The 22,332-nt window shown below is 66.7% G+C and carries 21 protein-coding genes; 10 read left to right on the top strand and 11 right to left on the bottom strand.

From position 1 onward, the window contains the following. The 3 genes from GQ464_RS07100 to GQ464_RS07090 all read right to left on the bottom strand — a co-directional run. On the bottom strand, positions 1-576 hold a 576-nt coding region (locus tag GQ464_RS07100; RefSeq protein ID WP_480383399.1), incomplete at its 3' end, for a Ppx/GppA phosphatase family protein. 44 nt (positions 577-620) lie between these two features. After that, positions 621-1,478, bottom strand: a complete 858-nt coding sequence (gene prmA / locus GQ464_RS07095) for a 50S ribosomal protein L11 methyltransferase (RefSeq protein ID WP_166980621.1) — start codon at positions 1,476-1,478, stop codon at positions 621-623. Positions 1,479-1,524: 46 nt separating this feature from the next. Then, on the bottom strand, positions 1,525-3,330 hold the full coding sequence (locus GQ464_RS07090) for a hypothetical protein (RefSeq protein WP_166980619.1): 1,806 nt from the start codon (positions 3,328-3,330) through the stop codon (positions 1,525-1,527). 346 nt (positions 3,331-3,676) lie between these two features. Between GQ464_RS07090 and GQ464_RS07085 the strand changes: the two genes are divergently transcribed. From GQ464_RS07085 to GQ464_RS07075, 3 genes are read left to right on the top strand one after another with little or no spacing between them, the layout of a single operon-like run. Continuing rightward, a complete protein-coding gene (locus GQ464_RS07085; protein ID WP_166980616.1) occupies positions 3,677-5,857 on the top strand; it encodes a PP2C family protein-serine/threonine phosphatase in 2,181 nt (726 codons plus the stop codon). Between the two features lie 36 nt (positions 5,858-5,893). Then, positions 5,894-6,268, top strand: coding sequence for an STAS domain-containing protein (locus tag GQ464_RS07080; RefSeq protein ID WP_166980614.1), 375 nt, complete (start codon positions 5,894-5,896; stop codon positions 6,266-6,268). A gap of 52 nt (positions 6,269-6,320) precedes the next feature. Then, positions 6,321-6,776, top strand: a complete 456-nt coding sequence (locus tag GQ464_RS07075) for an ATP-binding protein (protein ID WP_166980611.1) — start codon at positions 6,321-6,323, stop codon at positions 6,774-6,776. A gap of 25 nt (positions 6,777-6,801) precedes the next feature. Here GQ464_RS07075 and ubiE read toward each other — a convergent pair whose 3' ends face one another. From ubiE to aat, 4 genes are all read right to left on the bottom strand, one after another. Further along, positions 6,802-7,524, bottom strand: a complete 723-nt coding sequence (gene ubiE / locus GQ464_RS07070) for a bifunctional demethylmenaquinone methyltransferase/2-methoxy-6-polyprenyl-1,4-benzoquinol methylase UbiE (RefSeq protein WP_166980609.1) — start codon at positions 7,522-7,524, stop codon at positions 6,802-6,804. 63 nt (positions 7,525-7,587) lie between these two features. Next, positions 7,588-8,568, bottom strand: a complete 981-nt coding sequence (pfkA, locus tag GQ464_RS07065) for a 6-phosphofructokinase (RefSeq protein ID WP_166980606.1) — start codon at positions 8,566-8,568, stop codon at positions 7,588-7,590. Between the two features lie 89 nt (positions 8,569-8,657). Then, positions 8,658-9,557 carry an N-acetylmuramoyl-L-alanine amidase-like domain-containing protein gene (locus GQ464_RS07060; protein ID WP_166980603.1) on the bottom strand — a complete coding sequence of 300 codons (900 nt, stop codon included), beginning with the start codon at positions 9,555-9,557 and terminating at the stop codon, positions 8,658-8,660. A 153-nt stretch (positions 9,558-9,710) separates the two neighbouring features. Then, positions 9,711-10,298 carry a leucyl/phenylalanyl-tRNA--protein transferase gene (gene aat / locus GQ464_RS07055; RefSeq protein WP_166980600.1) on the bottom strand — a complete coding sequence of 196 codons (588 nt, stop codon included), beginning with the start codon at positions 10,296-10,298 and terminating at the stop codon, positions 9,711-9,713. A gap of 130 nt (positions 10,299-10,428) precedes the next feature. On the opposite strand from aat, the gene GQ464_RS07050 reads away from it, so the two are divergent. After that, positions 10,429-10,935 (top strand): acyl-CoA carboxylase biotin carboxyl carrier protein subunit, encoded by a 507-nt coding sequence (locus GQ464_RS07050; RefSeq protein WP_166980597.1) that lies wholly within the window; start codon positions 10,429-10,431, stop codon positions 10,933-10,935. Further along, positions 10,932-11,921: an SDR family oxidoreductase gene (locus GQ464_RS07045; RefSeq protein WP_166980594.1), complete on the top strand. Its 990-nt coding sequence runs from the start codon at positions 10,932-10,934 to the stop codon at positions 11,919-11,921. Before GQ464_RS07050 ends, GQ464_RS07045 begins: the two co-directional genes overlap by 4 nt. Before the next feature lie 54 nt (positions 11,922-11,975). Here GQ464_RS07045 and GQ464_RS07040 read toward each other — a convergent pair whose 3' ends face one another. Then, positions 11,976-12,278 carry a hypothetical protein gene (locus GQ464_RS07040; RefSeq protein WP_166980591.1) on the bottom strand — a complete coding sequence of 101 codons (303 nt, stop codon included), beginning with the start codon at positions 12,276-12,278 and terminating at the stop codon, positions 11,976-11,978. 227 nt (positions 12,279-12,505) lie between these two features. Here GQ464_RS07040 and GQ464_RS07035 point away from each other — a divergent pair, with 227 nt between their 5' ends. From GQ464_RS07035 to GQ464_RS07015, 5 genes are all read left to right on the top strand, one after another. Continuing rightward, entirely contained in the window at positions 12,506-13,159 is a 654-nt protein-coding gene (locus GQ464_RS07035; protein WP_166980587.1) for a LuxR C-terminal-related transcriptional regulator, read from the top strand. Positions 13,160-13,362: 203 nt separating this feature from the next. Further along, positions 13,363-13,764, top strand: coding sequence for a response regulator transcription factor (locus GQ464_RS07030; protein WP_166980585.1), 402 nt, complete (start codon positions 13,363-13,365; stop codon positions 13,762-13,764). A 44-nt stretch (positions 13,765-13,808) separates the two neighbouring features. Then, positions 13,809-14,744, top strand: coding sequence for a mechanosensitive ion channel family protein (locus GQ464_RS07025; RefSeq protein ID WP_166980583.1), 936 nt, complete (start codon positions 13,809-13,811; stop codon positions 14,742-14,744). A gap of 123 nt (positions 14,745-14,867) precedes the next feature. After that, entirely contained in the window at positions 14,868-15,713 is an 846-nt protein-coding gene (locus tag GQ464_RS07020; protein WP_166980581.1) for a universal stress protein, read from the top strand. Between the two features lie 65 nt (positions 15,714-15,778). Further along, the gene (locus tag GQ464_RS07015) at positions 15,779-17,512 is read left to right on the top strand and encodes a cation:proton antiporter domain-containing protein (protein ID WP_166980579.1); all 1,734 of its coding nucleotides are present in this window, start codon (positions 15,779-15,781) and stop codon (positions 17,510-17,512) included. Here GQ464_RS07015 and GQ464_RS07010 read toward each other — a convergent pair. The 3 genes from GQ464_RS07010 to GQ464_RS07000 all read right to left on the bottom strand — a co-directional run bounded on the left by GQ464_RS07010 (position 17,478) and on the right by GQ464_RS07000 (position 22,299). Next, a complete protein-coding gene (locus GQ464_RS07010; protein ID WP_166980577.1) occupies positions 17,478-20,909 on the bottom strand; it encodes a cation:proton antiporter domain-containing protein in 3,432 nt (1,143 codons plus the stop codon). The genes GQ464_RS07015 and GQ464_RS07010 overlap by 35 nt on opposite strands. Before the next feature lie 111 nt (positions 20,910-21,020). Then, positions 21,021-21,695 (bottom strand): SAP domain-containing protein, encoded by a 675-nt coding sequence (locus GQ464_RS07005; protein WP_166980575.1) that lies wholly within the window; start codon positions 21,693-21,695, stop codon positions 21,021-21,023. 46 nt (positions 21,696-21,741) lie between these two features. After that, entirely contained in the window at positions 21,742-22,299 is a 558-nt protein-coding gene (locus tag GQ464_RS07000; protein WP_166982035.1) for a transposase, read from the bottom strand. Positions 22,300-22,332 lie beyond the last annotated feature (33 nt).

Raw genomic sequence — 22,332 nt, 5'->3', positions numbered from 1 at the left:
CTCGAGCGCGGCCCGTACGGCCGCGACGGCCCCGGCGGGTGGCGGCTGTGTGGCGAAGTACCGCTCGGCCAGGCGCACCGTGCCGACGTCGAGGCTGGTGCGGAAGGTGAGGCGGGGCGTGCCGTCCGGCCCGGCCTCGCCTTCGACGACCTCGGTGGAGCCGCCGCCGATGTCGAACACGATGCACGGGCCGTGCAGGTCGTCGAAGGCGGAGACCGCCCCGGCGAAGCTCCACCGGGCTTCCTCGTCGCCCGAGAGGATCTCGTATGCCAGGCCCGTCTCACGACGAACGAAGGCGACGAGCTCGTCCCGGTTCTCGGCGTCGCGCGAGGCGCTCGTGCCGGCCACCACCGTCGCCTGCACGCCGTACGTGTCGGCGACGTGCCGGTAAGCGAGCAGCGCGTCGCGCAGGCGGGCCATCGCCTCGGGACGGATGACACGGCTCCGGTCCACGCCTTCCCCCAGCCGGATGACGCGGCTCTCCTCGTACAGGACGCGAAGCCGCCCGCCGGGCGCTTGCTCGGCCACGAGCAGCAGCGCCGTGTTCGTTCCGACGTCGATCGTGGCAAGGCGCATCGCGGACTCCGGGCTGAAGGGCGGATCTCCGGGCGGGGTGGCGCTCATGCGGGTCGCTCGAGGACGACCGACCACCACTCGCCTTCGGTGGCTTCGTGGAGCGGCGTCAGGGCGGGCCGCGTCGCACGCTCCATGCGGGCGGCGGCTTCGAGCATGCGGTCGCGGTCCGACGTGAGCAGACCGGCGAGCACGATCCGGCCGCCCGGGCGCGTCTTCTCGGCGAAGCCGGGCAGCAGGTCCAGCAGCACGTTCCGGTTGATGTTCGCCAGGACCAGGTCGAAGCCGGATTCGGGGACGACCTCCAGCGAACCCTCACGGAACGCGATGCGGTCGGCGACGCCGTTGCGGGCGAAGTTCTCGGCGGCGTTCTCGGCGGCCCACGGGTCGATGTCGAAGGCGAGGGCCCCGGCGGCGCCCAGGCGGACGGCGGCGATGGCGAGGATGCCGGTGCCGGTGCCGGCGTCGAGGACGCGCTCGCCGCCCCGGATGAGCGAGGGCAACACGCGGAGCACCAGGCGCGTGCTCTCGTGGTAGCCCGTGCCGAAGCTCATCTTCGGATCGATCTCGAGGACGATCTTGTCTGCGTGCTCGGGCGGCGTCTCGGTCCAGGTGGGGCGGATGAGGAACGGCCCGACGGCAACAGGGCGCAGGGAGCGTTCCCACTGCGCGTTCCAGTCCTGCGGCTCGATGAGCTGCTCCTCGATGGGCACGTCGAGGCCGTGGGCCAGGAGCCATTGCTCGATCCGCTCCCGGGCGACGTCGTTCCAGCGGGCCGCCGGCAGGTAGGCCTTCAGGCGGTGATCCTCCTGGAGAAACGCGTCGAAGTCCAGGTCTTCGAGGAAGGCGATGAGCCATTCCTGGAGCGGTTCTTCGACGTAGAGCGTCAGTTCGACGGTTCTCATGGGGCGACGGTCGGAAGCGGGCTACGACGAACCGGGGAAGGCGCGCTCATTCGTCGAGAAGTTCGATGACGATGCCCCAGGCGGCGGGGTCGTCCGGGGCGCCGTCGTCGAAGTCGCCGTAGGCATGGGAGAAGTCGGTTTTGAAGTAGGCGACGTATTCCCCCGGCGGGAGCGTGAGGACGCCGTCGAAGCGGCGGTTGCGGTCGTCGCCGCCGGCGGGCCGGGTGTTCTGGAGGGTCATCTTCCAGACGGTTTCGCCGTTGTCGGCCTGTTCGATCCAGCCGTAGTCGTAGGTGCCGCTGGTCGAGATTTCGCCCAGGGCGGTGATGCGGAGGCGGGTCGGCCGGGCCAGGGTGAAGGGGAACTCGACGCGGGCGTCGTTGCCGAGGCGGGTACGCCGGAGCAGGACCCGGCCGGTGCCAGGCGGGGGCGGGGGAGCTTCCGGCAGGGGGGCTGCCGTGATGCCGGCGCTTTCGGTGTCGATGACGCGGAAGACGCCGGGGGGCAGTTGCTCCGGGAGGGGGAAGAGGGTGACGCCCCAGCGCTCCGCATGGGGCGGCTCCGCCTTGCGCCAGTCGCCGAAGGCATGGGAGCCGTCGGTTTGAAAGCCGACCGTGTAGGTGCCCGGCGACAGGTTCAGGAAAGCGATCTCGACGCGGTTGCCGCTGTCCTCGTCGCCGACGGGCTGGGAGGCTTCGCGGGTCATCTCCCACAGGCGTTCCCCCGATTCGTTGTTTTCGACCCAGGCGTAGTCATACCGGCTGCCGCCGCTGCTGATCTCGCCGAGGGCATACGCGATCAGGCGCACGGGTTCTTCGACGACGAACTGGGCGGAGCGGAGGGCGTCGCTCGGCACGCGGGTGAGGCTGACGAGCGGGGTGCGGAGGGTCCACGGGTCGAACCGGGTGACGGCAGCGGGGTCGGAGGCGTAGAGGGTCAGGCCCCAGGCGGCGGGGTCGAGGGGCGGGTTGGCGTGCCAGCGGCCGGGATGATGGCGGTCGTTGGTGGTGAAGCCGGCCCGGTAGAGGCCGGGCGGCAACGTAAGCCGTCCCCGGAAGTACCGGTTGGCTTCGCTGCCGCCGGCGGGTTCGGTGTTGTCCCAGGTCATCTCCCAGAGGCGGCGGTCGCTGGTGGCGTTTTCGAGCCAGCCGAAGTCGCACGGCGTGCGGGTGCGTGCCGCATCCACTTCGCAGAGCTCGCCGACGGCATAGAGGGTCAGTTCGATCGGGTGGCGGGTCTGGAAGAGGAAGACGTCGGTGTGCTGGGCACGTCGTGCCGGGGCCGACGACCAGGTGATGTGCGCGCCGTGAGGGGCCAGGTCCTCGTCTCGTTCCTGCAGAAGCGGGCGGGCAATGGACGGTGTGACGGCCTGGCCCGGTTGGAGGACGAGCCGCCACCGGTCGGCGTCGCTCGTCCAGTGGTGGCGGAGGCTGAGGAACGAGGCGCCTTCCCGTGCCTGCGGGGAGGTGCCGTAGGTGGTGAAGAAGACGTCGTAGGTGCCGGCCGGCAGCGAGAGGCTGTCCCGGATGTGTGCCAGCGTGCCCTGGCCGTGCGTCACGGTGGTGGGCGTCATCTGCCAGACGACCTCGCGCGTGTCCCGCCGGAGGATCCAGGCATAGGCCGCCAGCGGGCTGGACGACTCCAGGTTTTCGAAGGATCCCGTCGCTTCGACGAAGAGGGAGGCGCGGCCGTCGAGGACGAAGCCGGCGTGTTCGAGCCGGCCGGGTTCGAGCCGGGTAAAAACGATCAGTCCCTGCGGCGTCGGCGGGCCCATCAGGACGCGCGCCACCACCAGGCCCATGGCGACGAAGAGCAGGAAGATCTGGAAGCGAACGAGGCGTTGTCTTTTCATGGGGTGGGGTGTATGAAACCGCCGCAAGGCCGGGGGAACGGCGCTCCACCGGCTCTACGTGCCCTGGCGGGCGAAGTTGCTTGAGCCATGTACGCCCACCGGCCCGGTCAGGCTCCGGGCGGAACGGGCCGGTGCCTTCCGGAAGGCGCTAAAATGCCGTACCTTGAGCAGATCACCCGGCCGACCGGTACCCGTAACAAAGTTTGACGGGAGGAAGTAAAAGGGCGCCGGAAGGTTGCCCGGCCTGCCCGATCGCTGCATGCCCACTTTTTCTCCACGTTTGATGCCGCCATTCCGGATGTCCAGATCGCCGGGGCTACTGCCCGCATCCGGCAGAGGAGCGCGCGTGCAGTACGTTCTGCTGGGGACGCTGTGGGGGGTGTGCTATGTGCTTGCCCTGGGCTATCACCTGTTGCTCTGGAACACAGGCGAGCCGGCGGGGCTGCTCGTCGAGGGGGTGTACCACGTGGTGGTGCTGACGGGCTACGCCGCTTTCTGGTTTTTGCTGTCGCTGCTGTTCCGGCACCGGCGGTCCGAGCCGGGCCGCATCTTCTGGACGACGCTGCTGCTGGGAGGGCTCTACGTGCTGCTGGGCTATCTCGTCACGCGGATCCCGCCGGTGGGCATCGTCGGCTTCAGCATGGAAAACGCCCTGCCGCTGGCCCCGTCGGTGCCGTTCAAGGTGGGCCTGCTGGCGCTTTTGAAGACGACGTTCGCCTTCATCCTGCTGCTTCGCTTCCGGGAACTGGTGCTCGTCAAACGGACCCGGAGCAGCCAGCGCAACTGGAACCTGATGATCGGTTTCATGGTGCTGGCGGCCCTTTCGGGCTTCATGAGGTCGCCGCGTGAGGAGGTGCTTCTGTTGCAGGGCCTGGCCATCATTCCCGCGGTCGTCTTCATGGTGGTCAACTCGTTTCGCCTTTCCTGGATCGTGACGCTCTCGTTCCGGGCCAAGATGGCCACCAGCGGCATGGCGTTTCTGCTCCTGATCCTGCTCATCGGGCTGGCCGGCATCGACGGCAGCACCGAGGACGGCTTCGAGCTGGTGCCGGGCGCGGTCCGCTCCATGCTCTACTACAGTTACCCGCTGGCCATCTTTACGGGGCTGGCCGTCTATTTCGGCATCCTCTACTGCACCACGGCGTTCCTGTCGCTGCTTTTCCACCTGCCCACCACGAGCGACTTCCAGCGGAAGGCGGGCGAGATGGCGACGATGCACTCGCTCTCCCATCTGGTCAGCCAGGTTTTCGATTCCGAGAAGCTTTTCACCACGATTGCCGCCTCGCCGATCGATGCGTGCTCGGCGCAGGCATCCTGGCTGGCGTTGCCGGACCTGGAGCATGGCACGCTGGAGCCCCGGATCGTGGCCGCGCATGGCATGACGCCGGAACGGATCGAACGGCTGGTGGACGTGCAGGCCCTCTTCGACGAGGTTCGGGGGAGCCGGGCGCCCCTGGTGCTGCACCAGGCCCTGGCCGATCACCGCGTCGACGCGCGGGCGGGGGACGGCCTGGGCAGCCTGCTCGTGGTGCCGCTGCTGGCGCGCGATCAGGTGCTCGGGGCCCTCTTTGCCACGAAGGAAGTCACCCACGGCTTCGAGCAGGATGACGTGGAAGCCATCAGCGTCTTCGCCGCGCAGGCCGCCCTCGCCCTCGACAACGCCCGCCTTTTCGAAGAACAACTCGAAAAGGAGCGCCTGGCCCGTGAGCTGGCCATCGCGCGGGCGGTGCAACGGAAGCTGCTCCCGCAACGCCTGCCCGTGCTGCCCGGCATGACGCTGGCCGCCTCCAGCGTCTCGGCCCTCGAAGTGGGGGGCGACTACTACGACTTCGCCCGGCTCGACGACCACCGCCTCGCCGTCATCGTCGCGGACGTGTCCGGAAAAGGCACGTCCGCCGCGTTTTACATGGCCGAGATGCAGGGCATCTTCCAGTCGGTCAGCCGCCTGGCCCCTTCTCCGTGCGACTTTCTCCACCACGCCAACGTGGCGCTGGCCAGCTCCCTGGAGAAGAACGTCTTCATCTCCGTCGTCTACGGCGTGCTCGATCTGCACACGGAGGAGTTCGTGCTGGCCCGGGCCGGGCACTGCCCGGCGGCCGTCATCAGCCTCAACGGATCGGCCCGGTATCTGCGTTCACGCGGCCTCGGCCTCGGGCTGGACCGTGGCCCGCTCTTCCGGAAAATGCTGGCCGAAGAACGCATCCGGCTGCAGCCCGGCGACGTCTTCGTCCTCTACACCGACGGCATCGTCGAGAGCCGCAACGCGGCCGGGGAGGAATACGGCTATGACCGCCTGCTCCGGGTCCTGGCCGAACACCGGCATGAAGACGCCACCGACCTGCATGCCGCCCTCCTCGACGACCTCAACACCTTCCTGGGGGAGAAGGAGTATGATGACGACATGACCCTGGTCGTCCTGAAATGGCACGGCATCCGGCTCGACCAGCCCGGTCCGGTGACCGGCGAGCGCCGGGCCGGGCGCCCCGCCGTCGAACAACCTGCCGCCGGTGAGGTATCCACCGGGTAACCTCCCCGCTGACCCTACTTCCAGCAACCCGATCCCATGAGCAACTTTTCTGTTGGATTCCGCACGAACGGCAGCATCCAGGTGCTCGACCTGAAAGGCGAGCTCGACGCCCACACGGCCTCCGAGCTGGAGGCCGCCATCCAGAAGTGCCGGCGCGAAAACCGTTGCAAAATCGTCGTCAACGGAGAAAATCTGAAATACATCTCGAGTGCCGGCCTCGGCGTCTTTATGGCCTATATCGAAGAATTGCGCGAACAGGGCGGCGACATCAAGATCGCGGCCCTGCAACCTAAAGTCTACAACGTGTTCGACCTGCTGGGCTTTCCCATGCTGTTCGACATCGTCCAGACGGAGGAAGAAGCCGTGGCCCGCTTTCAACAGAACGGCGAGCAGCCCGACGAGCCGGCCTGATCCCTGCCCTCGATGACGGCGTCGCATCCGTAGTTCCCAATCCGAGAAGACCGTGGCCCAGTCCGTGTACAAGCTCACCATCCCAAGCTCGACGCGCTACCTGGAGGACGTGCGTCACTTCGTGGAGACGCACGCCCGGCAGGCGGACCTGAGCCCGGAGGCCGTCGAACAGCTCAAGATGGCCGTGGACGAGGCCTGCACCAACGTCATCGAGCACGCCTACAAGGGCAAAGGGGAGCACCAGATCGATATCGCCGTCATCGTCAAACCCGACCGCCTGACCGTACGTATCCGCGACGAGGGCGAATCTTTCGACCCGAAGGCGTATCAGGAACCCGATATCTTCGAATATGCCCGTCGCCACAAGAAAGGCGGTTTCGGCGTGCACATCATGCGCCGGCTCATGGATCAGGTCGAGTACCGGAAGCGCGGCAAGATCAACGAATGCTGCATGACGAAGTACCGCAACAACCGGACGCCGGGCCACGGGGAGGGGCAGGACGGGTAGCCCGGTTCCCCGCTGCGGTTCCCGGTCAGGTGGTTCCCTTGTAGAGGGAGGCGATGCCGAAGGTGAGGGGTTTCCAGCGCAGGTCTTTGAACCCGGCCTTTTCCATGATGTCGAGAAAGTGCGGCCCGTCCGGGAAGGCGGCGATGGAGTCGGGCAGGTACTGGTAGGCCCCCTCGTTTCGGGAGAGCGAGCGGCCGACGCGCGGCAGGATGTGGCGGGCGTAGAAACGATAGAGCTGTTTGACGGGGAAGCGGCGCGGGCGGCTGAACTCGAGCACGACGAGCACCCCGCCGGGCCGGAGCACCCGCGCGATCTGGCGAAGTCCCTGTTCGAGGTTTTCGAAATTGCGCACGCCGAAGGCCACGAGGACGGCGTCGAACTGGGAGTCGGAGAAGGGCAGCCGCTCGGCGTCGCCCTTGCGCAGCGTGATGCGGTCCGCCAGCCCCAGCCGTTCGATCTTTTCCTGCCCGATACGCAGCATCTCGTCCGAGATGTCGACGCCGACGACCTTTTCGGGATCGAGGGAGAGGGCCTCGATGGCCAGGTCGGCCGTGCCGGTGGCGACGTCGAGGATGCGGCGTGGCTGGTGTTCGCGCAGCATGGCCACCGCCTGCCGGCGCCAGCGCCGGTCGATGCCGAAACTGAGGATGCGGTTGAGCAGATCGTAGCGGGGGGCGATGGCGTCGAACATCGCCTGCACTTCTTCCTTTTTTCCCTGCACTTGTTCGATCGGGGGGTAGTTTTTCATCGTCGGGTGGGGAAGGCCTGCATGACGGATCGGAGGCCGGGCACCCCCGGTGGAAGAAGCGGGTCAGCTGAGCAGGTCGGTCAGCTTCAGCAGCTCGTAATTGATCGTTTTCTTCCGTTGCCAGACGTTGCGGGTGGGGGTGAGTTTGATCTCGTTGTTGATGATGCCCACCATCACGTTGGTGTGACCTTCCACGAGGGCTTCGACCGCGGCGGCGCCCAGGCGGCTGGCCAGGACGCGGTCCCGCGCCGTCGGGGCGCCGCCACGCTGGGTGTGGCCGAGGATGCAGACGCGGAGGTCGATCCGCTCGAAACGCGGGTCGGCACGCAGGGCGTTGGCGATCTTGGCGGCGCCGCCCAGTTCATCCCCTTCGGCCACGACCACGATGGACGAGCGGGACTGGGCCGACATCAGCGAGTGGATCCGCTTCTTCACCTTGTCCATCTCGGTGAAGGTCTCCGGGATGAGCACCAGCTCGGCGCCGCCGCCGATGCCGCTGTTGAGCGCGATGAAGCCGGCATCCCGGCCCATGACCTCGACCAGGAACAGCCGGTTGTGGGCGTCGGCCGTGTCCCGGATGCGGTCGATGTTTTCGATGGCGGTGTTGAGCGCCGTGTCGTAGCCGATCGTCTCGTCGGTGCCGAAGAGGTCGTTGTCGATGGTACCGGGGCAACCGACGATCGGGATGCCGTGTTCCTCATAAAAGATGGCGGCCCCGCGCAGGGTGCCGTCTCCTCCAATCCCGACGAGGCCGTCGATGCCGAACTTGCGAAGCTGTTCGGCGGCCCGGGCCCGGCCTTCCGGGGTGCGAAACCGCTCGGACCGGGCACTCTTGAGCAGCGTGCCGCCTTTCTGGAGGATGTTCGAGACGGACTGCGGGTCCATCTCCACGAAGTCGCCCTCGATCATCCCCTCGTAGCCGCGGCGGATGCCGATGACGTCGAGGTCGAACGTGTAGGCGGTCCGGACGACGGCCCGGACGCAGGCGTTCATGCCGGGTGCATCGCCGCCGCTGGTGAAGACACCGATCCGTCGGAGTTCCATGGTCCGTTGTTCGCTTCACGCACGTCGGGGCCGCTCTACGGGCGGGGGCGGGACGGCTACGGCCCGGTTGCTCCCGTGGCGCGCCCCTGCTAGGGTCGTATCGGGCGCGCTACCACAATGCCGATTTGGATCTTGTTGTTCTCCACGTAAGCTTGAAGATCCGGAGAAACCTTGACGCCGCCGGTCGTGGAGGCGTGCAGGAAGCCCTTTTTCCCGTCGCCGGCATCGTAGACCAGGCCGGTGTGGGAGACGTCGAGGCCTTCGATGCTGGTGGCGGTGGCGATGATGTCGCCGGCCTGGAGGCGGTCGTAGACGGTGCGGATGCGGTGTTGCGGGATGTAGTGGATCACGTGGCCGGCCAGGCGGTGCTCCATCTCACGGATGCCTTCGAAGAGGCTGTCGTTCTGCACCAGGCGCGGGTAGCTTTCGCGGTGGGTACTCATGAAGTTGAGTCGCTTTTCCAGGCGGGTGCCGCCGAGCGCGCGTGTGAGGTCTTTCACCAGGCCACGCCGTTCGTTGTCCGCGATCCATTCGGTGAAATAGTGCAGGCGACTGCAGTAGCCGTCCATGCGCCCGCCGCGGTAGCGTTGCTCTTCCAGGCGGCGCGTGAAGCCTTCGTAGGTGTAGTCCTGCACGGCGATGCCCCGGGCCAGCGCCAGCACCGTCTCGACGAGCAGCACGCAGTCGAACCCGCTCAGGGTGACCACCAGGGTTTCCTCCGGCGGCTCGTCGAGCAACCCGGCCACGTAGGGGGCGCCGGCGAATTGCAACCCGACGGCCTGCATGACCTCGCCGAGCGGGCGTTCGTGCAGGCGCTCGCGGCGGGCGAAGGCCATCACCTCGCGAAAACGCCGGGCGGTGGCGCTGTCGGGCGGGGCCACGACGGCTGCGTGCAGGGCCGCCGTGCGGGCGACCGGGGCGGGCGGCTCGGCAGCCTCGGGCCGGCAGCCGATCAGGAGCAGGAGGACGGGCAGCGACAACAGGCGCATCGGACAAAGGCTTTGGTGTTTGACGGAAGCAGCCCCGGCCGGAAGCTTCATGCCGGAAACCCGGGGGTTCCACTTGTCGGCCTGCAATCCGGTCCCGGCACGCGGGTCGGGACCGGATCGGATCGCGGGTTGCCTTGTGGGAGGGCGGCGCGGTCATACCTGCCACCGGGCATCGATGCGCAGGGCCGCGGCCAGGCGCCGGCGGTATTCGGCCCGTGGAATCTCGATGGCACCGAAACGGGCCAGGTGCGGCGTGAGGTACTGGGTGTCCAGCAACACGAACCCCCCCCGGCGCAGCCGCTCGACCAGATGGACGAGCGCCACCTTCGAGGCGTCCCGCTCGCGGTGGAACATCGATTCCCCGAAGAAGGCGCCTCCGAGTGCTACGCCGTAAAGCCCGCCAGCCAGCCGGCCATGGCGCCGGCATTCGACGCTGTGGGCATGGCCCAGGCGGTGTAACGCCACATAGGCCTGAATGATCTCTTCCGAAATCCACGTTTCCGCCCGGTCGGCGCAGGCCCGCATGACCCCCTCGAAGTCCCGGTCCGTAACCACCTCGAACGTTCCCTTGCGTACCAGCCGGGCCAGGCTCTTCGGCACGTGAAAGGCATCGAGCGGGATCACGGCCCGTGGATCGGGATCGAACCAGTAGACGGCGTCGCCATCGCGGGGATCCGCCATGGGAAAGATACCGTGCCGGTAGCCGTACAGGAGCAACTCCGGGGTCAACCTCTGGTCCATACGCGAGCCGGCAGATGTCGTGGGCGAGATGCTGGCGATTGGGTGCGGGATTCGTATTTTGCAGGGCCTCCGGGAAAGTCCTGCGGGTGGGCCGGTGCCGACCCGGCATGTAGCCGAAAGGAAAGAGCCGATGGTGAAGGATCAGGTTTTTCGGGCGCAGGTAGGAGACCGCGCTTTCGAGATCGAGTTCCGGGAAGGGCGGGTTTATCTTGACGGCCGGGCCGTCGAGGTGTCTTTCGAGCCGGTCGGGGCGGGCGCCTTTTCGCTGTTGATCGACGGCCGGAGCCTGCCGGTCTTCATCGCCGCCGGTGAGGCGGGGACGCTTCAGGTGGAGATCGGCCACCGGCTCCGGCAGGTGCGGGTGCTGGATGAGAAAGCGCTGCTGCTGGAGCGTTTCGGCCTGGAGGCCGGTAGCCGGGCGGCCGAGCGCGAGGTGCGGGCACCCATGCCCGGGCTGGTGCTGAAGGTGCTGGTGGAAGAAGGACAGACCGTGAAGGCGGGCGATGGCCTGATGATCCTGGAGGCGATGAAGATGGAGAACGAGTTGCGGGCGACCGGCGAGGCCGTCGTGCGGCGCATCCATGTGGCGCCCGGTGAGGCCGTGGGCAAGAACGCGCTCCTGATCGAACTGGCATGAAAACCCTCGTCACCGGTGCGACCGGCCTCGTCGGGGCGGCCCTGACCCGCCTGCTTGTCGCACAGGGCGTCGAGGTGCGGATCCTGCGGCGCCCGGCCTCCCGCCTCGACCTGCTCGGTGACGCAGCCGGTCATGTCGAGCACGCGCTCGGCGACGTCACGGACCCCGGCAGCCTGCGGGGGGCTTTCGAGGGGGTATCCCGCGTTTACCATGTGGCCGGCTATGTGGGGCAGGGCCGGAACCGTCGCGAGCGGGCGCGGCTCTTTCATGTCAACGTCGAGGGCACCGCGCACGTCGTCGATGCCGCGCTGGCGGCCGGCGTCGAACGGCTCGTGCACACCTCCAGCGTTGCTGCGCTCGGCCGCCTCCCCGGCCCGGACGTCGTCCTGGACGAAACGGCTTCCTGGCACGACGCGCCTTCTCCTTCCCCCTATGCCCTGTCGAAGTACCGCGCCGAGCTCGAAGTGCAACGCGGCGTTGCCGAGGGGCTCGACGCCGTCATTGTCAACCCCGCGCTCGTCTTCGGTCCCGGGCGACCCGGCGAGAACACGCGCCGGCTCGTCGATCTGGTGCGGAAACGGCGGCTGCCGGCGGTTCCGGCGGGCGGGACGTGTGTCGTGGACGTGGAAGACGTCGCCGAGGGGCACATCCGGGCCATGGCGCACGGGCATACCGGCGAGCGCTACATCCTGGCGGGCGACAACCTCTCGTGGCGGGAGATCGCCGAGACGCTGGCACGGGCCTTCGGTGTGCCGCCGCCCCGGTGGACGCTCTCGCCCCGGCTGGCCTGGTGGCTCGGCGCAGTCGCCGAGGCGGTGGCATTGCTCACCCGCACGTCGCCGCGCCTCACCCGCGAGATGGCCCGTCACAGTGCCCACCGGTATCGCTACAGCAACCGCAAAGCCGTCGAAGCGCTGGGGTGCCGTTTCCGGCCTTTCCGGGAGACCGCGCAACGCCTCGCCGCGACGCTGCGCGAGGAGAAGTAAAGAAGCCCGCCACCGCTGCGATGACGGGCTCCAGGGCGAAACGCGGCGGGGCGTTCAGGCTTCGCCGACGACCTTGAAGTCGGCGCGCTCACCGACATGTACGCTGGCCAGATCTTTCACGTCCACCAGGAACGTACGGGTCATCTGGCGCACCTTCCCGGAACGGTTCTTCTTGTAGACGACGCCGGTGAACTCGACCTCGTCCTTCTCGAGCAGGGGTTCCAGCGCCTCCGCCTTTTCCTCATCGACGAAGAAGACCCCCCGGTACTCGATGCCCTGGTAGGTACGCCGGGAAAAGGCATAGCCCTGTCCCTTGATCCCGTCGAGTTCAGCCTGCTGGGGGGAATACAATGCCATCGTTCGTGTTCTGGTCTGATGATACATGTACGCGCGTGGTTTGGAGGTCCAAACCTTGAAAAGATAGTGATATGATCGCTGCTTTGCCATGGATCGGGATCCAGGGACGAGATATAGATCCGATATAAACCGGGTAGAAGACGGGGGCGACGCGCTTGAAGGGGGAAGGGCCGGTACGTACTTTGACAGGGCGTTCCGGCTGTTTCATTGCGCTTCCGTTGCCTCGCATGACCCGCATTCTGATCGTCGACGAGATTCGCCTGAATGCCAGCGTGATGGCGGCCGTGCTCGGCGAAGAAGAAGACCTGGAGGTGGTGGGGACGGCCACGACCGTGGAGGAAGCCCTGGCATACGGAGGCTCCTGCGACCTCGTGCTCGTCAGCACCGGCCTGCCGGAAGGGGGCACCACGCGCCTGATCGCACGCCTGCGTGAAGCCGATCCGGAGGTGGGCATTCTGGTGGTCGGGCTGGCGCGGGAGCCGCACGACATCCTGCGCCACATCGAGGCCGGGGCCAGCGGCTACGTCTTGCGGGAGGACTCGGTCGAGGAGCTGCTGCGCAACATCCGGGCGGCCCGTCGCGGGCGGGCGCTCGTCTCGCCCGAGATCGCCGCCCTGCTGATGGAACGCGTGGCCGAGCTGGCCGAACTGGCCGCCGACAGCGGCATCGACCTCAGCCGCCCGCCCGACCTGACGCCCCGCGAGCGTGAGGTGCTCGAACTGATCGGGGAAGGACTGACGAACCAGCAGATCGCCGACCGGCTCTTCATCGAACTCGGCACCGTCAAGAACCACGTCCACAGCATCCTCGGCAAGCTCAACGTGCGCAGCCGCGAGGAAGCGGCGCGCTACCTGCGAGCCCTCGAAAAAAGGGGGCTTTGAAGGGGAGCGGCGGCCCGGGACGTTGCGGGACGCCGGGCCGGGATCTGGTCTCCGCCGTCTGCCCGTAGCCGTAGATCCCCACAAGCCGCCGGAAATGTATCGAAAAATGTATCGTGGAGGCGGGCGGAGATCCATGGTATCCGGGCCCGGTGCCTCTTATCCTGTACGGGAGGAGTGCAACGGGTATATGCCGAGCCGGGATCATGACGGATGCCGCATCGCCACGGGCTTCGACAACACGCGTGCTGCTGGCCGTTCGCCCGCGGCTGATGCGCGAGATGCTGGGCCGGCTGATCCGTCGCCACCCGGCGTTGCACCTGGTCGGTCAGGTCGACGATCCGGCGCGGCTCGAGGCCTGTGTGGCGGCCGGGGCGCCGGAATGTGTGGTGATGTCGATGGACGACGCCGGCCGGCTCGATCCGCGTCTCCGGCACGTGCGCCGTCGTTATCCCGGCCTGCGGCTGGTCGCGCTCTCACCCGGCGGCCGCCTGCTTCGCCCGGGCCCACACGCCGAACCCGTCGCCGTCGACACGGCCGCTGATCTACTGGAGACGTTGTGTGCACCGGGGCCTGATCCGGCAGGGGAGCCGGGCGAGGGGCCGTGAGGGTTTCGGAAAGGAACGATGGATTTCATTAAACGGAGCGACGCATGAACCTTTCAGACGCCTTATCCACGATCACGGAAAAGCTCATCGGATGGCTGGAAGCCCTCATCGCCCTGCTGCCCAACCTGGTGCTGGCCGTGCTGGTGGCGATCGGTTTCGGGCTGCTGGCGCGCTACGGGCGCCGCCTCACGTACCGGCTGCTCGACCGCGTCTCGGCGAACCGGCAGGTCAACCGGCTCCTCGGCTCGATCGTGTCGGTGGCCGTCGTGGCCGCGGGGATCTTCATCGCGCTGAGCATCCTGCACCTCGAAGACGTCGTGACGGCGCTGCTGGCCGGCGTCGGGATCGTCGGGCTGGCTCTCGGCTTCGCCTTTCAGGACATCGTCTCCAACTTCGTCTCCGGCATTCTGCTGGCCTTTCGCCGGCCGTTCCGCGAGGGGCATTACGTCGAGGCCAGCGGCGTCAGCGGGACCGTGGAGGAGGTCAACCTGCGCACGACCATCATCCGCCGCACGGACGGCGCGCGCGTCTACGTGCCCAACCGGGAGGTCTTCGGCCACCAGATCGTCAACTACTGCGAGCCGGGCTTTCGCCGGGTGGACGTCGCCTGCGGCGTGGCCTATGGCGACGACCTGGAAAAGGCCCGCGAGGTGGCGCTGGAGGCCGTCGAGGACCTGCCCGGGCGGGCCAAGGACCGGCCGCTCGAGCTGTTCTACGAATCCTTCGGCGACAGTTCGATCAACTTCGTGCTCCGGTTCTGGATACCGTTCCAGGGGCCGCGCGACCTGTTCGAAGCCCGTAGTGCGGCCATCCGGCGCATCAAACGGGCCTTCGACGCGCACGGCATCACCATCCCCTTCCCGATCCGGACGCTGGACTTCGGCGTCGTCGGGGGCGTAAAGCTGGCCGAAGCCCTGCCGAAGGCCTGGGTCGAGGGGGGGCGCGAGACGCCGGCCGCCGGAAACGGGGAAGCCGCGTGACGCACGCTTTTGCCGGGTGTCCTTTCGGGCGTTGCCGGTCACAGGAACCTGTCCTGCCGGTACGCTTTTTCAGGAAACCTTCCCTGCGTGGGGGAAGGGTTTCCTTGCATCTTGCGCGGACCGATGCCACTCTACCGACACCTCGGGGTTGCCGTCACGTTTTCGCCCCGCCTGGAGGCGCTGCTGGCCGAGACGGCTTACCGTGCGCCCGGGCTGGCGGCACGGCTGAGCCTGGTTCACGCCGGTGACCACACACCGGAGCACGAGGCCCATCTGCGGCGGGCCATGGAGCAGGCCGGGCTACCCCGCGAGACGGAGATCCTGTGGGTCCGCGGGGCCCCCGATGCGGCCCTGCTCGAAGCGGTGGAGACCTACGGTCTGGACCTGCTCCTGGCCGGAGCGCTGGAGAAGGAACACCCGCTGCGTTATTACCTGGGCTCCGTGGCCCGTAATCTGGTCCGGGAGGCACCCTGTTCGCTGCTCTTGTTCACGGAGCCCCGGGTGGTGCCGCAGCCGGTGCGCCGGCTGGTCGTCGTGACCGACTATTCGGAGCTGGCGCTGATTGCGCTGACCAAGGCCGTACGCCTGGCCGAGCAGGAGCAGGCCGAGCGGGTCTACGTGCTTCGCGTGTTACCCCAGTTCGGGGAAGTGGTCATGTTTTCGGAAGGGAATCGCCGGGAGCGTGCCCGGTCTTCTCAGAAGACCTCCCGGGTACAGGAAGAGACCCTGTTGCGGGATCTGGTGGATGCGGCCGGGCATAGCCGCGTACCCGTCGAGCCGTGCATCATCGAAGGGCATACCGGCTACATCGCCGCGCAGTTTGCCCGCGATCACGAGGTCGACCTGCTCGTGATGCCCTCGGCCAGCCGGCACAGCCACTTCTTCGAGCGGCTCTTTCCCTCGGACATGGAGTGGGTCCTGCGCGAGATCCCCTGCAACCTGTGGGTGGTGCGGGCGTCCCTGCCCTGAGCGACCGGCCCCGCAGGAAAGTCCTTTCGTTCGTCCGGTTTCCGTTCTTCCGTTCAGGCTGCCGCATGGAAAAGCTCACCTCCGTTGAAGTCACGACGCTGCTGCTTGGCTTCGGGGTCATGCTGGGGCTGGCGCGTGCCTTCGGGGAGGTGTTCAACCGTTTCAGGCAGCCGGCCATCGTCGGCGAGATCCTGGCCGGTATCCTGCTGGGGCCCACGGTGCTGGGGGCGCTGGCCCCCGGTCTGTTCCAGCAGCTTTTTCCGGCGGAGGGTGCCGTTGCGCTGGCGTACCACGCCGTGATCACGCTGTCGGTGGTGCTGCTGCTGCTGATCGCCGGGCTGGAGATCGATCTGAGCGTGCTCTGGCGGCAGGGCCGGGCCGCACTGCTGATCAGCTTCCTCGGCACGGCTGTGCCCTTTGCCGTCGGCTTCGGGGTGGCCTACGCCTTTCCCGGATTCTGGGGCGTTGAGCCGGGGACCGACCTGCTCACGTTCGCGCTCTTTTTCGGGACGGCGCTGAGCATCTCGGCCCTGCCGGTGATCGCCAAGATCATGATGGACCTGGATCTGTTCAAGACCGACGTCGGGATGCTCGTCATGGGGGCGGCCATGTTCAGCGATCTCGTCGGGTGGATCGTCTTCTCGATTGTACTGGGGATGATGAACGCGCCCGCGTCGGCCGGAGGTGCGGGGGGGCACGGAGGGGGGATGAGCATCGGGGCCACGATCGGCCTGACGTTGCTGCTCGTCGTGTTCACGCTGACGGTGGGCCGGTGGATGGTGCACCGGGCGTTGCCCTGGATCCAGTCGCGTCTGAGCTGGCCGGGCGGGGTGCTGGGGTTCACCCTGGTCCTGGCGTTCGCCGGCGCGGCCGCCACCGAGGCCATCGGGATCCACGCCATCTTCGGGGCCTTCCTCGTCGGCATTGCCGTGGGCGACTCGACCCACATGCGGGCACAGACACGCACGGTCCTCCATCAGTTCGTCACCTACATCTTTGCCCCCATCTTCTTCGTCTCGATCGGGCTGGAGGCCGACTTTCTGCGGCACTTCAACCTGCCGCTGGTGCTGGGGGTGCTGGTCGTGGCCTTTCTGGGCAAGCTGGGGGGATGCCTGCTCGGGGCCCGCCTGGGCGGTCTCTCCCGGCGTGACGGGTGGGCGATCAGCTTCGGCATGAACGCCCGCGGGGCGATGGAGATCATCCTCGGGCTGCTGGCCCTGGAGTTCGGCGTCATTCGGGAGGACATGTTCGTTGCCCTGGTGGTGCTGGCCCTGGCCAGTTCCATCGTCAGCGGCCCGCTGATGAACCGGTTCTTTGCACGGCCCCGGACGTGGAAGCTGGAGGATCTGCTCAACGCCCGGCTGTTCGTGCCGGACCTGGAGGCGACCACGCGCGAGGGCGTCATCCGGGAGCTGGCCCGGCCGGCTGCCGAAGCCGCCGGCCTCGACGCCGCCGACGTGGCCGAGGCCGTGCTGGCCCGGGAACGGCTCATGGGGACGGGCCTGGGCGAGGAGGTCGCCATCCCCCATGCCCGCCTCGACGGGCTGACCCGCCCCGTCCTGGTGGTCGGTCACAGTAGACAGGGCATCGACTTCGACAGCCCCGACGGCAAGCCGGCCCGGCTCATCTTCCTGCTGCTGACCCCGAGACGGGATATGGCCGCCCAGATTCAGATCATGGGGCAGATCGCGCGTCTGTTCCGGCAGGAGACGGCACGCAGGGTGGTTTACGAGAACGACTCGGTGGAGCTGGTGCGTGCGTTCGTCAAAATCGAGGGTGCGCCCGAGCCGGTACACTGAGTCCCTCCGGGTAGGCAATCCATACGTCGCAGGGCGCCTCGCGCAGCCGCCAGTCGGTCTCGGAGGGATAGAGGCGATCGGCAAGCGCTGCATATCGTTCGATGGCCGGGATCGCCAGCAGGTCCGCTTTGTACCGGTAGGCAAACCGGGTGGCTGCAAAGCCGATCGGCCCTTCCAGGCAGAACGTCTGGACCGGGATGCCGCTTTCCCCCCCGCCGTGTACAAAGTCTTCCAGTAAGGCCTGTTCCTCGGTCAGGGAACGCGGCTGATACTCCGGCTCGCGCCCCGCTGCACCGGTCAGGATTCTCGCCTCTCCGAACTTGGGCAGAACACGGACCACGAAAACCTGATCGGCGTGCTCCCGTACCGCCAGGCGCAACACCTGGCGATAGAGCAGCAAGGACGTCTCGTCGTACTCCGTCAAGACCACGATACGCCGGTAGGATCGGGGCTGCACGACGGGATGCGAAAGGATCAGCAGCGACGAGGGGGGGCGGTGTACCAGGGCCTGCGCGATCGGGCCAAGGTGCGTGCCGAGCCGGCTGGCGTCGTCGAGTGCTTCCACCATCAACAGGTCGATTTCGTGTTGCCGGGTTACCTGTCGCAGGGCTTCTTCACTCTGATTTTCCAGCCAGTAGACCGGTGTTTCCCGGGCGAGGCCTGTTTCCTGAAGTGCCTGTTGCAGCCGTTCTTCTCGCTGTGGCGTGGGGGTGCCGAGGTACAGCAGGTTCATCCGCCGGCCAAATGAAATGGTGCGGTGGAGGGCCTCCGCTAGCAAAGGGATCAGGTCGGACGCCGGCGTGACGACTACCCCGACCTTGCCGTAGAGGGCTCCACCGGGGACCTCATCCCGTACGCGCAGCCGTGCTTTGCGCACACGGGTCCGGCCGTAGCGGGGCTCCAGGAAGCTGCTCGCCAGGATCTCAAAGGCCTCTTTCGGTGAGGCAGCCTTGCGAAGTTGGTCAATGGTTTCGGGCGCATGCACCAGGCGGGTAACCAGTGCAAGGCTGCGCAGGTGATCTTCCGGCGATCCGTTCTCCGGGCTCAGCAACAGCAGGATCACGTAGACGGGGGCCGAACTCTTTGGAAGGTTCAGGCCCCGTGCGCTGATCCCGACGAGGAGGAGCGGGTCCTGGATGCCCGAGACGTGGGCGTGGTAGAGGATCGCGCCGGGCATCAACTCGGGCACGTAGTCTGCTGCCGTCAGCGAAAAAGCATCGGCGGTATGCCGGATCAGGTCCGGTTGATCCGGGAATGCAGCCTTCAGCATCTCGGACAGCACCTCGTCGGTGTGCCGGCCTTCGAGGTTGAGCCGGATGCGGTGGGCAGAGAGGAGCCCGCCCAGCACAAGGTCACCCGAGGGCAGGGTATGGGGAAGATGTGCTTCCTCGGCCGGGAGGGGCGGGTAGCACACGACCAGGCTGGTCTTGGGAAAGCGGCGTGCGAGCAAGCGGGGCAGGCGGCCGAGGGCCGGTCGCCAGGCCAGCGTACCCGGCCGGGCGGCCACGAGCAGCACCAGGTCGTAGGGGCGATGGTGGACCTCGTACGTCGAGATCAGGTGAGACCATGCCGTCAGCGGTGCGTAGGTGGTCGGCACTTCGGGTCGCGCCCGGCGCATATGCTCCTGGATGCCCGGCAGCCTGTCCGGCGAACCCAGCACAAGGATGCTTGCACTCATCTGGCGGGCCAGTCCCTTGACGGTCCGCACGACATCGGCGAAGCCGGGGTCGAGGTCGGCATACGGAGGGACGGACAGCACCACGCGTTCCACCGTGGCTACGGGTTGCTCGATCTTGCTGACCAGCACCAGCTCGTGGCTGTCCTGCAGCAGCTGGTCCAGAATGCTGCCGAAGGTGTATTGTCGTCCCGAGCTTTTGCCGTTCCATCCGATGATCACCGTAGAGATCATGTGTTCCCGCACGGCGCGCAGGATGCCGCTGGCCACGTTATGATCGATGCGAACCACCGGTGTAACGGGCACATCGGCCGCTGCGGCGTGCAGAACGGCATGCCCGAGCAGCTTTTCTGCGGCCGCAACGCCCTCCCGTACCTTCTCCCGGTTACGAACGATGGCCAGCGGATAGAGCGGTTGTTCCGAGGACGGCTGCCGGATCATCAAGGCCAGGTCCATCAGGTCCGGCGCCGTCTCCGGGTTGGCCAGAGGGATCAGGATCCGTTGAGGGGCACGTGACGGTTCGGGGGGGGTTCGGGCGGCCCGAAGCGCCACACGGCGCCCGTAGCGCTCGGCTACCCAGGGCCCGAGCATACAGGTTGCCAGCATCATCACGATGGTTCCGTTGAGCACGCCGTCGCCAAAGAGGCCTGCGTTGTAACCAACCAGCACGGTGGCGAGCGTGGCCGCCGCCTGCGGAACCGTCAGGCCGAAGAGCATCCACGCCTGGTCGGCGGTGTAGCCGAAGAGCGGCCGGGTCGCCTGGGCAGCCAGCCACTTCGTCATGATCACCGTTCCGAGCATGAAGCCCGTAATTGTCCAGGCCTCCGTTCCGGCCACGAGCACGCGTACATCGACCAGCATGCCGACCGAGATCAGGAAGAAGGGAATGAAAAGCGATGCCCCGACGAAGCGGGTCCGGTTCATCAGGGTGCTGTGTTCAGGAACCAGACGGTTCAGGGCCAGTCCGGCCAGGAAAGCGCCGATGATGGGTTCGACCCCGGCGACGGTGGCCAGGAAGGCGCAGACGAAGACGACGGCCAGCACGAAGACGAACTCGAAGACCCCGTCACTGCGGACTTTCTGGAAGAACCATCGCCCCAGTCTCGGTACACCCCACAGCACCCCGACCATGTAGGCGGCCAGCAGGACCGTCATCTGGAACCAGAAGAGCGGTGTCAGGGCGCCCTCGGCCGTGCGCACGACGACGGCCAGCACGAGCAGGGCGGCGGTATCGGTCAGGATCGTAGCGCCGACGCCGGTGGTCACGTCCTCGCCTTTCGCCAGCCCCAGGCGGCTGACGACGGGGTAGGCGAGCAGGGTGTGTGAGGCGAAGACGGCCCCGAGCAGGATCGCGCTCGGCCACTCGAAGCCCAGTACGAAACGACCCATCAGCGTGCCCAGCCCCTGGGGTAGCACAAACGTGAGGGTGCCAAAAACGATGCTCCGGTTCCGTTGTCGCTTGAACTCGTTCAGGTCTATCTCCAGTCCGGCAATGAACATGATATAGAGTATGCCGACGGTGCCAAGCAGCTCCATCGTCTGATCGCGCGCGAGCACCCCCAGCGCGTGCGGCCCCATGATCACGCCGGCGATGATCAATCCGACCATTCCCGGTATCCGCATCCGCTGAAAGAGCAGCGGCAGCACCAGAATCATGACCATCACCAGCGCGAAGATCAGCACCGGGTCGGTGAGCGGGAGCGAGAGATCGGGCAGGTGCATAAACGTTCGATCATTGTGCTGATAAAGCGTACCGCAGGACCATACCCGTAGGGCAGAATGCCTCCTTCATGGACGACGCATCCCTGAAGTGCCTGTCCGGGGGAGACACCGCTACCCCCACGCCTTGTCCGCTCGCTCCATCTCCGCAATCTGCTCGCGAAACTCGTCCAGCAACGCGGTGTCATACCGCTTGGCCCCCTTGCGATCCCGCACCTTGCGCCACAGGAACGCCGCGATCTCCATCTTGTTGTTCCACGCCTTTGTCCGCGGATCGGCATGGAAATCGCGGACAAACGCATTCCACTGGTAGGTCTTTTCCTCAGCGGTTTCCGGCATGACGCGGTCCTTGCCGCGGATGCGGCTGCTTTCGTACACGGCAATCAGGTCGGCCACCGTCATTGCGTAGTCGCCCCGTGCCTCCGCGTCCCGCAAGGCAGCCGCCATCTCTTTGGTGAACGAGAATTTTTTGACCCCGTAGTAGTTTTGGAAAAATTCTCGCGCTTCCTGGTTAAACTTAAACCCGCCGGGAATCAGCCGGGTCGCCAGTGTGATCGGCTGGTTGGTCGCTTTGCGGCGCAACTGAGTCGCCCTGGTACGGGACGCGGCCGGTTTCGCCGTACCTGTCAACAGTTGTACCAGCCGCTCTTCCAACTCCGCTTTGGTTCCGGAAGCGGGTAGCCCGTGCTGCCGACAGAGGGCGGCTAATTCCTGCTTGTACCAGTAGTGGGCGCGAAACTCTTCGACCGACAGATCGGTCGTAAAAGGGGGACGCTGATTTGTATCCATACATCTCTACGCTCTTTTTTATAGCGCGGGTCATGTATAGCGCTACTCAGGGACTTTGACCCAAATAACCACAGTGTTTGAACCACCCCACGGCATCGGAGGGCCTAACCGCGGCCACCCCCTGCTCCACGGACGCCTCCAACGCCTGCGCCGTCTCTGCACGCGCGCGTTTGACCACATGCTTGATTTTGTTCCAGGCCAACTCGATCGGGCTCAGATCCGGACTATAACGCGGCAGCGGCAATACCTCCGCCCCGGCCGCCTCGATCAGGTCCTTGATCCCCTCGACACCATGAATCGTGGCATTGTCCCAGATGACGACGTCTCCCTGCCTCAGATACGGGACCAGGTGCCGGCGCACAAACCCGCGAAAGGTCCACCCACGCACCGTGCCTGCGTGCGTGGCCACGACCCCCGACCCATCGAATCCCATCCAGCCGATCAAGCTACGCCGAATCGGACTGCGCAGCGGCGCGCGCTCATGGCAGCGCGCACCGCGAACACTGTAGCCGTAGGGGAGCCGCATGCCCACCTCCACCCGGCTCTCATCGACCACCTTGATCCGCTCAGGGGCGATCTCGGACAGACGCTGCCTGAAAGCCATGCGCTCGGCTTGAACCGCTGGACGATCTTGTTG

Origin of the sequence: Rhodocaloribacter litoris (genome assembly GCF_011682235.2) — a bacterium.
GTDB lineage: Bacteria > Bacteroidota > Rhodothermia > Rhodothermales > ISCAR-4553 > Rhodocaloribacter > Rhodocaloribacter litoris.
This window is presented reverse-complemented; position numbering and strand designations above follow the sequence as displayed.